10 protein-coding genes are annotated in these 14,776 nt (G+C 35.3%); 4 read left to right on the forward strand and 6 right to left on the reverse strand.

Annotated elements, in window-relative coordinates; translation table 11 throughout:
- Window positions 1-72: 72 nt before the first annotated feature.
- The 5 genes from J3U00_RS05665 to J3U00_RS05685 all read right to left on the reverse strand — a co-directional run bounded on the left by J3U00_RS05665 (window position 73) and on the right by J3U00_RS05685 (window position 7,457).
- On the reverse strand, window positions 73-1,587 hold the full coding sequence (locus tag J3U00_RS05665) for an MFS transporter (RefSeq protein ID WP_220225666.1): 1,515 nt from the start codon (window positions 1,585-1,587) through the stop codon (window positions 73-75).
- Between the two features lie 90 nt (window positions 1,588-1,677).
- Window positions 1,678-3,177: a UxaA family hydrolase gene (locus J3U00_RS05670; protein WP_065563755.1), complete on the reverse strand. Its 1,500-nt coding sequence runs from the start codon at window positions 3,175-3,177 to the stop codon at window positions 1,678-1,680.
- A 13-nt stretch (window positions 3,178-3,190) separates the two neighbouring features.
- The gene (locus tag J3U00_RS05675) at window positions 3,191-4,654 is read right to left on the reverse strand and encodes a tagaturonate reductase (protein ID WP_220225664.1); all 1,464 of its coding nucleotides are present in this window, start codon (window positions 4,652-4,654) and stop codon (window positions 3,191-3,193) included.
- Between the two features lie 48 nt (window positions 4,655-4,702).
- Window positions 4,703-6,115: a glucuronate isomerase gene (uxaC, locus tag J3U00_RS05680; protein ID WP_065734722.1), complete on the reverse strand. Its 1,413-nt coding sequence runs from the start codon at window positions 6,113-6,115 to the stop codon at window positions 4,703-4,705.
- 76 nt (window positions 6,116-6,191) lie between these two features.
- The gene (locus J3U00_RS05685; RefSeq protein WP_065734723.1) at window positions 6,192-7,457 is read right to left on the reverse strand and encodes an MFS transporter; all 1,266 of its coding nucleotides are present in this window, start codon (window positions 7,455-7,457) and stop codon (window positions 6,192-6,194) included.
- 243 nt (window positions 7,458-7,700) lie between these two features.
- Between J3U00_RS05685 and exuR the strand changes: the two genes are divergently transcribed.
- Entirely contained in the window at window positions 7,701-8,471 is a 771-nt protein-coding gene (exuR, locus tag J3U00_RS05690) for a transcriptional regulator ExuR (RefSeq protein WP_267331830.1), read from the forward strand.
- An 88-nt stretch (window positions 8,472-8,559) separates the two neighbouring features.
- On the opposite strand, the gene lolA is transcribed toward exuR, so the two are convergent.
- Window positions 8,560-9,153 carry an outer membrane lipoprotein chaperone LolA gene (gene lolA / locus J3U00_RS05695; RefSeq protein ID WP_220225662.1) on the reverse strand — a complete coding sequence of 198 codons (594 nt, stop codon included), beginning with the start codon at window positions 9,151-9,153 and terminating at the stop codon, window positions 8,560-8,562.
- Window positions 9,154-9,321: 168 nt separating this feature from the next.
- Between lolA and J3U00_RS05700 the strand changes: the two genes are divergently transcribed.
- From J3U00_RS05700 to nrdB, 3 genes are all read left to right on the forward strand, one after another.
- On the forward strand, window positions 9,322-10,656 hold the full coding sequence (locus tag J3U00_RS05700; RefSeq protein WP_065563670.1) for a replication-associated recombination protein A: 1,335 nt from the start codon (window positions 9,322-9,324) through the stop codon (window positions 10,654-10,656).
- Window positions 10,657-11,234: 578 nt separating this feature from the next.
- Window positions 11,235-13,520, forward strand: coding sequence for a class 1a ribonucleoside-diphosphate reductase subunit alpha (gene nrdA, locus J3U00_RS05705; protein WP_267331831.1), 2,286 nt, complete (start codon window positions 11,235-11,237; stop codon window positions 13,518-13,520).
- A 117-nt stretch (window positions 13,521-13,637) separates the two neighbouring features.
- Complete coding sequence (nrdB, locus tag J3U00_RS05710) at window positions 13,638-14,768, forward strand: class Ia ribonucleoside-diphosphate reductase subunit beta (RefSeq protein ID WP_065563756.1); 1,131 nt, start codon at window positions 13,638-13,640, stop codon at window positions 14,766-14,768.
- Window positions 14,769-14,776 lie beyond the last annotated feature (8 nt).

Consider the following 14,776-nt stretch of genomic DNA (forward strand, 5'->3'; position numbering starts at 1 on the left):
ATTTTAATTTACTCTAATGTCTGCAGCTTTAGGTTATAGGATCAGCATACTGATCCTGATAAATATTTTGCTTTAATTAGTTGTGGTCTCTTTTTGCTTAAATCCAATGTTATTATTACCGAAACATTTTTCGTAAGCGATGCCAGATAATTCTTCAACCACTTTTCGTGTTTCAGGCGTAACATCTTCCATTTTGCCACCTTGTCGAATACGAGCAACTTCATTGATAATGATGGAATGAGTAGAGTGATCGAGCTTCATTCTCCAAGCAAAGAATGCCCCAATTAATGCCATTCCTACTACGCCGTATAAAATAATACCATTAATAGCATCAATCGCACTTTGTGGCTGTACATGTGATTTCGATTCAAAGCCATAAGCACTTAATATCATACCAAGCACAAAGACAATTGAAGCACGAACTAGTTTACCTGCCATGGTCATTGCTCCTGCATATACCCCTTCACGACGTCGATTAGTTACAACCTCATCTACATCAGCTAAGAATACATATACACTCCAAGGAATATAGTAAACACCACCAGTACCCAAACCAAACCAAATTGTAATACCCACTACAATCCAAGTGATATGAGGCAGATTAAAGTAATAAATACCGACATAACCAATCATCGATGAAATAACAATGAGTAATGCGATAATAAATGGTTTTTTGAAGCCTTTCTTAGCACAATACATCATAAAAAATGCGGTTGAAACCAGCTGACAAATACTACTTAATGAATTCATTGAAGCAACAAATGAACGAGGTTCACCTAAACTAAATACGATGAAATAGGTAAATACCGCAGTAAATAACCACTCAGCACCAAATCCGAATAAATACATTCCTAAATGCGTTCTAAACGTTTTAACACGGAATGTTGATAAGATATCGATAAAAAGCTTTTTAATTGCTTCAAAAAAGCTATGAACAGATTCATCTTTTACTTCTTCTTTAGGTTTTTCCCAACTATTACAATAAAGCAAAATCAAAGCTAACATCATGATAGTGGCATAAGTGATCCCAGTTAACAAAAATGGTGTTGCGGATTCCTTACTATAGAAATAAAAGAATACACCTGGTATCGCCGCACCTAAGAAATTAGCTACTTTACCAAACATTGCTTTTGAACCAGTTAAATAAGTACGTTCTGAAAAGTTAGATGTCATTTCTACAGGTAACGTATTAAATGGAATCATGATGCTGGTATAAATAATCTCAAATAAAATATATGTTACTAAGTAATACCAAAATCCCATACCATCAATCCAAAGCATAGGATAAATGACCATTAGCGGAATACCAATCAAAATAAAGAATCGACGGCGTCCAAAACGTTGCCCTATTTTAGTTTGATAGAAATTGTCTGTAATAAAGCCCATCAATGGATTCAGTATGACATCCAAATAAGTAGCGATCGAAAAAATTAATGCAGCTTGCACCACACTTAATCCACAAAAAGTGGTATAAAAATAGAGTAGCCAAGCGCCACTAATTGCTAATGCCCCACTACCAATTAAATTACCACTGCCGTATGAAAATCTTACTAACCATGTAATTTTATTCTTTTTTTCCTTACTCATAAAAGATACCTATAATATTTAAAAAAAACGGTCCCTCGCATCAAGTCCCGAAGGACTTAATGACGTGGATATTTATTCTTGGATTTTTATCTATAGAGTTACACCACTTTTCAATATGGCTAAATTTCTAAAGTTGTTAATTTCGTTTCGTGTTTGTTTCCCGTTAGCAATAAGAACAATATAGTCAATAAACTCTATCAACAAAGATTGCATGGAGACTCCTTGTATCAGTTTACCGGCATTAAAATCGATCCAATTGGCTTTTTTCTCAGCTAATTGTGTATTAGTTGCAATTTTGACTGTTGGCACAATGCCGCCGTATGGAGTGCCTCTTCCTGTAGTGAAAAGCACCATATGACATCCAGCTGCTGATAAAGCACCAGTAGCTACTGCATCATTACCAGGTGCGCTTAGTAAATTTAATCCATGTCTAGTTAACATTTCACCGTATTTAAGAACATCAATAACTTCACTACCACCCGCTTTTTGCGTACAACCTAAAGATTTCTCCTCTAAAGTTGTAATGCCACCAGCCTTATTCCCAGGAGAAGGGTTTTCATAGATTGGTTGATTATTTGAAATAAAATATTGTTTAAAATCATTGATCATGTGTACAGTCTTGTCGAAAGTTGACTCATCAATACAATGTGACATCAAAATGTTCTCAGCACCAAACATTTCTGGTACTTCAGTAAGAACACTCGTTCCACCATGAGCAATAACATAATCAGAAAACAGACCAAGCATTGGATTAGCTGTAATACCTGAAAAACCATCAGAACCACCACACTCCAATCCAAATTTCAATTCACTTAAATGCCCTACTTCACGTTTATCCTGCTTCATAATGGCATAAAGTTCTCTTAAATGAGCCAATGCTGATTCAACTTCATCGGTTTCTTGCTGAGCGATTAAAAATCTAACTCGAGATTCATCATATTCACCTAAACTAGCCTTAAATTCTGAAACCTGATTATTTTCACAACCAAGTCCGATGACCAATACAGCACCAGCATTAGGATGTTTGACTAAATTTTGTAAAATAGTTTTAGTATTTTGATGATCTTGTCCAAGCTGAGAACAGCCATAAGGATGTTCAAGTACAGTTATACCATCAATTTCTAATTGATTATTTAACTCATCACAAAACTGTTTAACAATTTGTTCTGCTATCCCGTTTATACAAGTTACAGTTGGAATAATCCAGAGTTCATTACGGATACCAACTTCACCATTTTTACGTCGATAAATTTGTACTTCCTTATCGGTAATCTCATGCAACAGATCATTTTTCGATAAAGTAGGTTGATATTTGTAATCATTAATATCACTTAAATTGGTTTTTAAATTATGAGAATGAATATGCTCTCCAGCTTTAATTAAGCGAGTAGCATGACCAATTGGTAAGCCATATTTAATAATATTTTCATCTTGGTCGATATCGATAAGTGCAAATTTATGCCCTTGTTTAATAGGCTCTTTTAGATCAATTACCTGTCCATCAACAACGATATTTTCTTCATGTGCTTCTAAATCAGATAATGCCACACCGACATTATCTTTATTGTTTATTTTTATATATTTAACCATTGAATCACTCATGTTATTTGCTACCATTAACACATTTTTCAATTGCTTGACGCATTCCCTCTTCGGTTATGACGGTTAAATATTGTGTTAAAGTTTGTGCTAATTGAGGAATAGTTAATAGATCATGCTCCCAATGAGCCGTGTCACCTAAAACAACTTTGATTAAATCCTCTAATGAACTTTTTCCTTCTGCAATGGCTGTCCAACTATTACTGAAGCGTTCTAACCAGATTGCATCATCTTGTAACGGATAACTTTGTCCATTACGCACACCTCGATAAAATGCGATCAATGCAGCAAAAGAGAACACCAAATGTTTAGGCAATGTTCCTTTTTCTTTTTGATAATTAATTAATTGAGGAAGAATACGTGTTTTAAACTTAGTCATACTGTTTAAAGCAATTGACATCAATTGATGTTCAATAAATGGATTTTTAAAACGACTAATAACTGATTGAGCAAAATCAACCAATTCTTGATGAGGTAAATCTAAAACAGGGATAATTTCATCAAAAATGGTTTCTTTTATATAAGATAAAATCTGAGTGTCATTCATTGATTCGCCAACAGTATCAATACCTGATAAATAAGCAACAGGAACTAATGCAGTATGAGCACCATTTAAAATAGCTACTTTACGCTCTTTATACGGTTTAATATCATCAACAATTTTGATGTTCATATTGCATTTATCAAGGCATAATTTTTCAGCTAACCATTGCGGTCCTTGAATAACAAATAGATAAAAATATTCCGCTGAATCAATAAAGTTATCTTTATAACCTAATTCAGTCTCAAGCTCAGCGATTTGCGCTTTTGGGTATCCTGGAACAATTCTATCTACTAAAGTTGAGCAGAATAAATTATCATTTTCAAGCCAATTGATAAATTGGTCTGACAAGTTCCACTGATTCGCATATTTAAGTACTAATTTTTTAAGTGCATCGCCGTTATAATCAATTAATTCACATGGAATAATAATCAAACCACTTTCTTTACTGCCGGCAAAGTGAACAAATCTTTCATATAAAAATGCAGTCAATTTTGCTGGATAACTAGTTGCAGGTTTATCTGTTAATTTGTCACTTTCAACATAACTAATGCCAGCTTCGGTAGTATTTGAAAAAATAAACTGAATATTCGGATCTTTAGCTAACTCAAGATATTCATCATATTGAGTATATACATTGATTTCGTTATTAACTGAACGAATCAATCTAAACTCTTTCACTGCTTCATTTTGTTCATTCAAACCACGAACAAGCGTTGTATACAACCCATCTTGAATACTTAATGATGGTGGGAAGTCCGTATTTAACGGGCGAACCACAACAATACCAGCATCAAGATCAGTTTTTTCATTAAGAATATCTAACTGCCAATCTAAAAATGCACGTAAAAAATTACCTTCGCCAAACTGAACAACACGTGTCGTATATTTTGCACCCGGAAAATCATTTCTGTTTAATGTTTTCATTACTCTAACTCTTCTTTAATTAATCTAATCACAACGACTTAATGCTTTTTAGCTTAGTTCAATACCAAAATAGTTTTTAGCATTATCAAAACTAATATTTTTAACCATTTGACCTAATAATTGGATATCACGTGGTGCTTCGCCATCTTCAACCCAACGTCCAATCATTCGACATAAAATACGTCTAAAATATTCATGGCGAGTGTAAGATAAGAAACTACGACTATCGGTTAACATACCAACAAAACGGCTTAATAATCCAAGTTGAGCAAGCTGTGTCATTTGACGAATCATGCCGTCTTTTTGATCATTAAACCACCAGCCTGAACCAAATTGCATTTTTCCTTGAATACCTGCTCCTTGGAAGTTACCAATCATCGTACCAAGAATTTCATTATCAGAAGGGTTTAAACAATACAAAATCGTTTTTGGCAATGCATCTTGTTTTGCTTGAGCATCTAATAGACGAGAAAGTGGTTGAGCAATAGGTGAATCATTAATAGAATCGAACCCAACATCAGGCCCCATTAAATTAAACATTCTTGAATTATTATTACGCAATGCACCTATATGATATTGTTGAACCCATTCACGTTTGTTGTATTCAACACCTAAGAAAATAAGTACAGCAGTTTTAAATTGAGCAACTTCTTTAGCGGTTAAAACTTCGCCAGATAAACGTTTAGTTAAAATGGTATCTAACTCTTTTTCAGTAGCTTCTTCATAAACAACTGTATCTAATGCATGGTCAGAAATCTTACAACCATGAGCAGCAAAATGATCCATACGTTTTGATAAAGCCTGACAAAGCGCTTGGAATGATGAAATTTCAACATCGGCTACTGCAGAAAGTTTTTCCATATATGCCGCAAAGAATTCTGAATCAATATTGAATGCTTTATCTGGACGCCAGCTTGGTAAAACTTTAACATCAAATGAACTATCTTCTGCAATAGTTTTATGATGAGCTAAATCATCAATAGGATCATCTGTTGTACCTGCCATCTTAACATTCATTTTTTTCATGATGCTACGAGCTGTAAACTCTGGAGTCGCTAACATCTCATTACAAGTATTCCAAATTTGCTCTGCTGTAGAAGGAGATAATAGAACGTTATCAATACCGAAAGGACGACGAAGCTCTAAATGAGTCCAATGATATAAAGGATTACCAATAGTATGAGGAACAGTTTCTGCCCAAGCCTTGAATTTGTCTAAATCACTAATATCAGTACCAGTACAGAATTTTTCGGCAACACCATTGGTACGCATTGCACGCCATTTATAATGATCACCTTTTAACCAAATATCGTATAAATTCTTGAATTGATAATCTTTAGCAATTTGTTCCGGTGGTAAATGGCAGTGATAATCAAAAATTGGCTGATCAGCAGCAAAATCATGATAAAGCTGTCGAGAAAATTCGGTATCTAGTAAAAAGTTTTCAGTTAAAAAACTCATTTTATTCTCCATAAATAGTAGTTAACTATTAAAAGATTACAGGAAAATACATCCTGTAATCTTATTAATTTATTGATTAATTTTGATCTGATGATGGTTCTTTCAAAATAGTCCAAACCGCTAAGGCAGCTAAAAGATCTAAACAAGATAAAATTACAAATAAAGGACTAAAGCCAACAGTATCAGCAAGTGCACCAACAATAAGTGCAAAAATAGTACTAGCTAGCCATGCAGCCATGCCGGTAAATCCATTCGCTGTTGCCACTTCATTACGGCCAAATACATCAGACGATAAAGTAATTAATGCCCCTGATAATGCTTGGTGAGCAAAACCACCAATACAGAATAAAAAGATAGCGACATAAGGACTTGAAAATAGACCTATCAGACCAGGTGCAATCATAAGCACACCACCAACCGTCACTACCATTTTTCTTGAATTAATTAAGCTTACTTTAAAATGTTTTTGGAAAAATGGTGACATATAACCACCAAGAACACATCCAACATCAGCAAAAAGCATTGGCATCCAAGCAAAAATAGCGATTTGTTTCAAATCAAAACCATAAGCTGTGAACATGAATAATGGAATCCACGCATTAAAGGTACCCCATGCAGGCTCTGCTAAAAATCTTGGTAAAGCAATTCCCCAAAAACGGCGGCTGGTTAAAATTTTACTCGCTGGTAATTTTTCATTATTTGAAGTTTGATGACTTGCTTCTTGACCAGATAAAATATATTTTTTCTCTTCTTCAGAAAGACGTTTCTGTTTTGTAGGGTGACGATAAAGGATTAACCAAAAAATTCCCCAAATAAAACTTAATAAACCACACAATATAAATGCCCATTGCCAGCTATGGAACCAAATTGCCCATGCAACTAATGGTGGTGCGATCATGGCGCCCACTGATGAACCTAAATTAAACCAACCAACCGCGATCGACCTTTCTTTTGCCGGAAACCATTCACTAGTCGCTTTAAGTCCCGCAGGAATCATTGCGGCTTCTGTTGCACCAACAGCACCTCGAGCAAAAGCCAGTCCGATCCAACTACCTGAAAATGCGGTACTAACACAAAATACTGACCACAAAATAGCAAAAACCGCATATCCCGCTCTCGTGCCTAACAAGTCCAAAATATATCCGGCAACTGGTTGCATAATGGTATAACAAGCTGAATAAGAAGCTACCACATATGAATATTGCTGCGTTGTTAACCCCATTACTTCATTAAGAACTGGGGCGGCTACCGCTATCGAATTTCGCGTAAGATAACCAAGAATTGTCCCTACAGTGACTAATGCTATCATATACCATCGTAGGTTTTTTATCGTTTTGTACATCTTTAATTGCTCCTAAATATATAGATATTTTGGCGCATAATAACATGCCTGACAACTAAAAAAGTTGACATACATCACAAAAATGAACTATATCCCTAATAATTAAAGGGATATTTTTTAAACTAAAAAGTTTGTAACTAAAAAATTTAATTAAAAAAATTGGAACAACATTATTTAATTTGAAGCAATTAGATGTTATTTTAAAAGTCTAAAAAAACTTAAAGGATTTATGCAAAATTCATCATGACCCAAGAACAGCACGAGTATCAAAGACTTTATCAAGTTATCGCAACTGAACTTAAAAACCGAATTATTGACGGCATTTATCCAGTAGGAAGCAAATTACCATCTGAAAGATTGATATGTGAAGAACTAAAAGTAAGTCGTTCAGTTGTCCGTGAAGCTATTATTATGCTTGAAGTTGAAGGTTATGTTGATGCAAGAAAAGGCTCTGGAATTCATGTTATAGCTAATAGTTTACAGACCAATATTCTAACCTCACAGAAAGGATTAAATTTTTCTACGACAGGGCCTTTTGAATTATTGCAAGCCCGCCAACTTATTGAAAGTAACATTGCCGAATTTGCAGCAACACAAATTACTAAAGACGACATCGTCAAATTATTAGAAATTCAACATAATGCTAAAAAAGAAGATCATTATCGTGATTCTGATTGGGATCTAAAATTCCATACACAGATTGCCATGATCACACGGAATACCGCTTTAATTACTATCGTTCAAGAAGCTTGGCAGCAAAGAACATTAAACCCATTATGGAAAAAACTTCATGAACATGTACAACAACAAGACATTGAAAGCTGGTGGGATGAACATGACAAAATATTAGATGCGCTAATTAATCGTGATCCAAAAGCGGCTAAGTTAGCCATGTGGCAACATCTAGAGAACACAAAAAAAATGTTATTTGATGCTGCTAGCGAAGATTTTGAAACAAAACGAGATCACTATCTATTTTCAGATAACCCCGTTATTAGTATTAATGAAAATTAGTAGATTCTATTAAAGGCAATACACTTTGCGCCATTACGCAAAGTGTATTAATTCGCAAAAGTTAAATAATTAACTATTGTTTAAACTATTAACGCTGATCATCAACCGTTACTCCAGCTGGTGGAGTAAACTTAAACTTATCAAGTGCTACCTTACCTAGGGTTTGACGAGATAAATCATAAAAACTACGCTGACCATCTTCCTCGATAATCGTAAAATTTGAAATCATCCCAGTAGGCAAAACAGAAATAACAAAATCTTGGTTAGAACCATCAGTTGGTTTCAATGTAAAAGAGTCTTGTTTACGTGTAACAGTATATGCATTCCAAATAGGATTATGACTATCCGTAATCAAAAGCATTAAACGATTATCCACCGATTTTTTTAAGCTCATTACACTAACTTGTTCAACGGCAGGAGTATAAACCCACATGTTACGCCCATCTGAAATGATTGACGTCTCGTCTGGCTCAGTCATTGTCCAATTAAAGTAATAAGGCCTTGTTACCCACAAATCACCTTTACCTTGTTGAACTGGTTGTTTATCGGCTGTTTTCACATCTTGTGAAAATCGAGCATAAAACCCATCAATTTTAGCTAATCGCTCTTGCAACACCTCTTTATCACCAGCCCATGCTGCACAGCTTGTAATTAACCCAATTAAAATTAAAAACTTCTTCATTACCAATCCTTATGCATTTTGTTTAATACAATAAATTAAACAATCATTTTAATTTAGTTCAAAATATTACCGTTTTTCTGTTAGCTGTGAAAGATATTTTCTTTTCTTTTTCACTTATCAGTTAAGCAGTATATAATAATTGTATTTTGTAAATTTGGATGATGTAGCATGCCTAGTCTCTCTTTTGAATTTGGGTCAGATGAATTTAAACCTTTAGCGGCAAGGATGCGTCCACGTAATTTATCTGAATATATAGGTCAAAGCCAACTACTTGGTAAAGATAAACCCCTGCCTAAAGCAATTGAAGCAGGTCATTTACATTCTATGATCCTTTGGGGACCACCCGGAACCGGCAAAACCACTTTAGCAGAAATTATTGCGCATCATGCTAATGCCAAAGTAGAACGAATTTCAGCAGTAACTTCAGGGATTAAAGATATTCGCGAAGCGATTGAACGCGCCAAAATTAATCAACAATCCGGAGTAAGAACCATTTTATTTGTTGATGAAGTTCATCGTTTTAATAAAAGCCAACAAGATGCTTTTTTACCTTATGTCGAAAATGGTACAGTAACCTTTATTGGTGCTACCACAGAAAACCCCTCTTTTGAGTTAAATTCAGCACTACTATCCCGTGCCAGAGTCTATCTGCTTAAATCATTAACTAATGAAGATATTGAGCAAATTTTACAACAAGCGATGGATGATCCGGAACGTGGTTATGGCAACCAAAAAATTACGCTACTTGAGGAAACCAGAAAACAGATTGCCGAATTTGTTGGTGGTGATGCAAGACGCGCACTCAACACGCTTGAATTGCTGGTTGATATGTCTGATGGAAAACCATTAACGCCTGAATTACTAAAAGAAGTCATCGGCGAACGTAGTGCAAGATTTGATAATCAAGGTGACCGTTATTATGACCTAATCTCGGCAGTTCATAAATCAATTAGAGGATCTGCACCTGATGCAGCACTTTATTGGTATGCAAGAATCATTTCCGCCGGTGGAGATCCGCTATATGTCGCTCGTCGATTATTGGCTATTGCATCAGAAGATATCGGTAATGCCGACCCAAGAGCAATGCAAGTCGCTTTAGCAGCATGGGACTGTTTTACTCGAGTTGGACCAGCAGAAGGCGAACGAGCTATCGCACAAGCAATTGTTTACCTAGCATGTGCACCTAAAAGTAATGCGGTTTATCTTGCATTTAACCAAGCGATGAAAGATGCAACATCCAAACCTGACTATGATGTTCCAGAACACCTACGCAATGCGCCAACCAGTTTAATGAAAAATTTAGGTTATGGCGCACAATATCGTTATGCACATGATGAACCTAATGCCTATGCAGCTGGTGAAAACTACTTTCCTCCAGAAATGGCCGACAGCAAATATTACCATCCAACACAACGGGGTGCTGAGAAAAATTACTCGGAGAAACTGGCTTGGTTGGAAGCACAAAATAAAGCTAGCACAAATCAGCGCTACAAAAAGAATTAGATTGAATACATTAATAGTTACCAAAAGTTCTTGCTTGAGCAAACATGTTGACTGATATTAAATTGATCAAACTAAATCATGCATGTTTAAACAAAGTTTTTGGTAAAGTTGTATATACCTAAAAAATTGATTCACTGATAGGTAAATGAGAGATCCTTAGCAAAGGCTTATCCTAGTTCTTAAGCATATTTAATTAAAATTATATTTGGGAGATAGCATTATAAAAGCAAATCTCAAGATAAAAATGAATAATATATTGCTAAATATATAGCTCAATAAACGAAATAGATTCATATTTATGATATGAATTTCGAGTTGTAATTATAGATAGGTAGATCTTATCATTCCCCAATATCTCATTTGGTAAGTAACTACCTATCATTGCCTTTTTTTGACAAAAAAGTTCATATTTCTAAATATCACCCGTAGTCATTGATTTTCGTCAATAAATTAAAGATCACCGCTTATTAAACACACTATATATAGTAATAAAATGATTAATAGGCACTATATATTGTATATTTTGATAAATATCAATTATTATAATCACCATTAAAAACCACAAAAATGGATGGAAAATGAATAAATCAATACTAGTCACAAAACGTGATGGAAACAAAGAACCTATTAATCTAGATAAAATTCACAAAGTAATTACATGGGCTGCTGAAGGTTTAGATAATGTATCGGTTTCTCAAGTTGAATTACGTTCACATATTCAGTTTTATGATGGTATTCGCACTTCCGACATTCATGAAACAATCATTCGTGCAGCAGCAGATCTCATCTCTCAAGATGCACCAGATTACCAATACTTAGCTGCGCGCTTAGCCATCTTCCATTTACGTAAAAAAGCCTATAACCAATTTACCCCACCACCGCTTTATGAACATGTAAAAAAACTTGTTGCCAGCGAACGTTATGACAAACATCTTCTTGAAGATTATAGCCAAGAAGAGTTTGAACAAATGGATAAAATTATCGATCACTGGCGTGACATGAACTTCTCTTATGCAGCGGTTAAACAACTTGAAGGTAAATATTTAGTTCAAAATCGAGTGACTGGGGAAATTTATGAAAGCGCCCAATTCCTATATATCTTAGTGGCAGCATGTCTATTTGCGAATTACCCTAAAAATAGTCGACTAGATTATATCAAACGATTCTATGATGCCGTTTCGACATTCAAAATTTCACTGCCCACGCCAATCATGGCAGGTGTTCGTACCCCAACTCGTCAATTTAGTTCTTGTGTGCTAATTGAATGTGATGACAGTTTAGATTCCATCAATGCCACCGCAAGTGCTATCGTAAAATATGTTTCTCAACGAGCTGGTATCGGTATTAACGCGGGTCGAATTCGGGCATTAGGTAGCTCTATTCGTGGTGGCGAAGCATTCCATACGGGCTGTATCCCATTTTATAAGTATTTCCAAACCGCGGTTAAATCTTGTTCACAAGGTGGTGTTCGTGGTGGTGCGGCTACCGTATTTTATCCAATTTGGCATTTAGAGGTTGAAAGTTTATTAGTATTACGTAACAACCGAGGTGTTGAAGAAAATCGCGTTCGACATCTGGATTATGGTGTACAAATCAATAAATTAATGTATCAACGCCTCATTAAAAATGAAAACATTACACTATTTAGCCCATCAGATGTACCAGGGCTTTACGATGCGTTTTTTGCCGATCAAGAGAAATTTGAAACGCTTTATCATCAATATGAACAAGATGTTAATATCAGAAAACGCGTAGTAAAAGCGGTAGAACTCTTCTCATTATTAATGCAAGAACGCGCATCGACTGGTCGAATTTATATACAAAACGTTGATCACTGTAACACGCATAGCCCGTTTAATGCACAACTTGCGCCGGTACATCAATCTAACTTATGTATGGAAATTGCGTTACCAACCAAACCACTTAATAATGTTAATGACGATAAAGGGGAAATCGCACTTTGCACCCTATCTGCCTTCAATTTAGGTAAAATCGAATCGCTTGACGACTTTGAAGAACTTGCCGAATTAACAGTTCGAGCTCTCGATGCATTACTTGATTATCAAGATTATCCTGTTCCTGCGGCTAAAAACGCATCACTTAATCGCCGTACTCTTGGTATTGGTGTGATTAATTATGCTTATTATTTAGCAAAACATGGCGTTAAATATTCTGACGGCAGTGCTAATAATTTAACGCATCGTACTTTTGAAGCGATGCAATATTATTTATTAAAAGCATCGAATAACTTAGCCAAAGAAAAAGGCGCATGCCCACTATTTAATGAGACGACTTATTCACAAGGGATCTTACCTATTGATACCTATAAACAAGATCTCGATACAATCACTAAAGAACCACTACATTATGATTGGGAATCTTTACGTGAATCAATAAAAACTCATGGTTTACGTAATTCAACTTTATCAGCATTAATGCCTTCTGAAACATCATCCCAAATCTCCAATGCCACTAACGGTATTGAACCTCCACGTGGTTATATCAGCATTAAAGCGTCCAAAGATGGCATCTTAAAACAAGTTGTACCTGAATATAATAAATTAAAAGATTTATATGAATTACTTTGGCAAATTCCAAATAATACAGGTTATCTGCATTTAGTAGGCATTATGCAGAAGTTCATTGACCAATCAATTTCGGCAAATACTAATTACGATCCAACCAAATTTCCGAATGACAAAGTACCAATGAAACAACTTTTAGCTGATTTACTAACAGCTTATAAATACGGTGTAAAAACCCTTTATTATCATAATACACGTGATGGTGCTGAAGATATTCAAGGTGATATTGAACTCACATCAAGTGATGATGGTTGTGAAGGCGGAGCATGTAAAATTTAATTGCCCTGTTTAGCACTATAACAAAAGTGAAGGATAGCGATAAGTTATCCTTACTATTCCTACTTTTTCCGAATATTTAGTGAAAAAGTAAACAAAATTAGGAGTTCGACTATGAGTATGAATTACAGCACCTTCTCACACGTCCATAATGATCAACTTAAAGAACCAATGTTTCTTGGTCAACCAGTGAATGTTGCTCGTTATGATCAGCAAAAATATGAAATGTTCGAAAAATTAATAGAAAAACAACTTTCTTTCTTTTGGCGCCCAGAAGAAGTCGACGTTTCACAAGATCGTATCGACTATGCGGCTTTACCTGAACATGAAAAACATATCTTTATTAGCAATTTAAAATATCAAACATTGCTTGATTCAATACAAGGACGAAGCCCCAATGTTGCCTTACTTCCCCTAATATCTATCCCTGAACTAGAAACATGGGTAGAGACTTGGTCGTTCTCAGAAACTATCCATTCTCGTTCTTATACGCATATCATCCGCAACATCGTCAATGATCCTTCTGTAGTGTTTGATGATATTGTTACCAATAAAGAAATCCAAAAAAGAGCTGGTGATATTGCGGGTTACTACGATGACCTAATTAGCTACGCAAGTTATTACAACCTATTTGGTGAAGGTAAACACACTATCAATAATCGAACCGTCACTATCGACTTGCGTGAACTTAAAAGACGACTTTATCTCTGCTTAATGAGCGTTAATGCCCTTGAAGCTATTCGTTTTTATGTAAGTTTTGCTTGCTCATTTGCCTTTGCAGAACGAGAATTAATGGAAGGTAATGCCAAAATAATCAAATTGATAGCTCGTGATGAAGCGCTTCATCTAACTGGTACCCAATTTATGATCAACACTCTAAGAAGTGGTGAAGACGATCCTGAAATGGCCGAGATCGCCAAAGAGTGCGAACAAGATTGTTATGACCTCTTCTTACAGGCCGCCAATCAAGAAAAAGAGTGGGCAGAATACCTATTTGAAGGTGGTTCAATGATTGGATTAAATAAAGATATCCTTTGCCAATATGTTGAATACATCACCAATATTCGTATGCAAGCTGTTGGGCTTAAATTACCATTTGAAGTAAAATCCAACCCAATTCCTTGGATCAACAATTGGCTTGTTTCCGATAACGTACAAGTCGCACCACAAGAAGCAGAAATGAGCTCATATCTTGTTGGTCAGATTGACTCAGAAATCAGCGAAGATGATTTAAGTGATTTCAAATTATAATTAATAGT

This window comes from Gilliamella sp. B3127, assembly GCF_026536935.1.
Lineage (GTDB): Bacteria > Pseudomonadota > Gammaproteobacteria > Enterobacterales > Orbaceae > Gilliamella > Gilliamella apicola_E.

What these genes read in the sequence shown, in the direction of transcription:
- J3U00_RS05665 (WP_220225666.1), bottom strand. Translation starts at nt 1,587, where the DNA reads ATGAGTAAGGAAAAAAAGAATAAAATTACATGGTTAGTAAGATTTTCA.
- nrdA (WP_267331831.1), top strand. Translation starts at nt 11,235, where the DNA reads ATGAATAAATCAATACTAGTCACAAAACGTGATGGAAACAAAGAACCT.
- exuR (WP_267331830.1), top strand. Translation starts at nt 7,701, where the DNA reads ATGACCCAAGAACAGCACGAGTATCAAAGACTTTATCAAGTTATCGCA.
- J3U00_RS05700 (WP_065563670.1), top strand. Translation starts at nt 9,322, where the DNA reads ATGCCTAGTCTCTCTTTTGAATTTGGGTCAGATGAATTTAAACCTTTA.
- J3U00_RS05675 (WP_220225664.1), bottom strand. Translation starts at nt 4,654, where the DNA reads ATGAAAACATTAAACAGAAATGATTTTCCGGGTGCAAAATATACGACA.
- uxaC (WP_065734722.1), bottom strand. Translation starts at nt 6,115, where the DNA reads ATGAGTTTTTTAACTGAAAACTTTTTACTAGATACCGAATTTTCTCGA.
- nrdB (WP_065563756.1), top strand. Translation starts at nt 13,638, where the DNA reads ATGAATTACAGCACCTTCTCACACGTCCATAATGATCAACTTAAAGAA.
- J3U00_RS05670 (WP_065563755.1), bottom strand. Translation starts at nt 3,177, where the DNA reads ATGGTTAAATATATAAAAATAAACAATAAAGATAATGTCGGTGTGGCA.
- lolA (WP_220225662.1), bottom strand. Translation starts at nt 9,153, where the DNA reads ATGAAGAAGTTTTTAATTTTAATTGGGTTAATTACAAGCTGTGCAGCA.
- J3U00_RS05685 (WP_065734723.1), bottom strand. Translation starts at nt 7,457, where the DNA reads ATGTACAAAACGATAAAAAACCTACGATGGTATATGATAGCATTAGTC.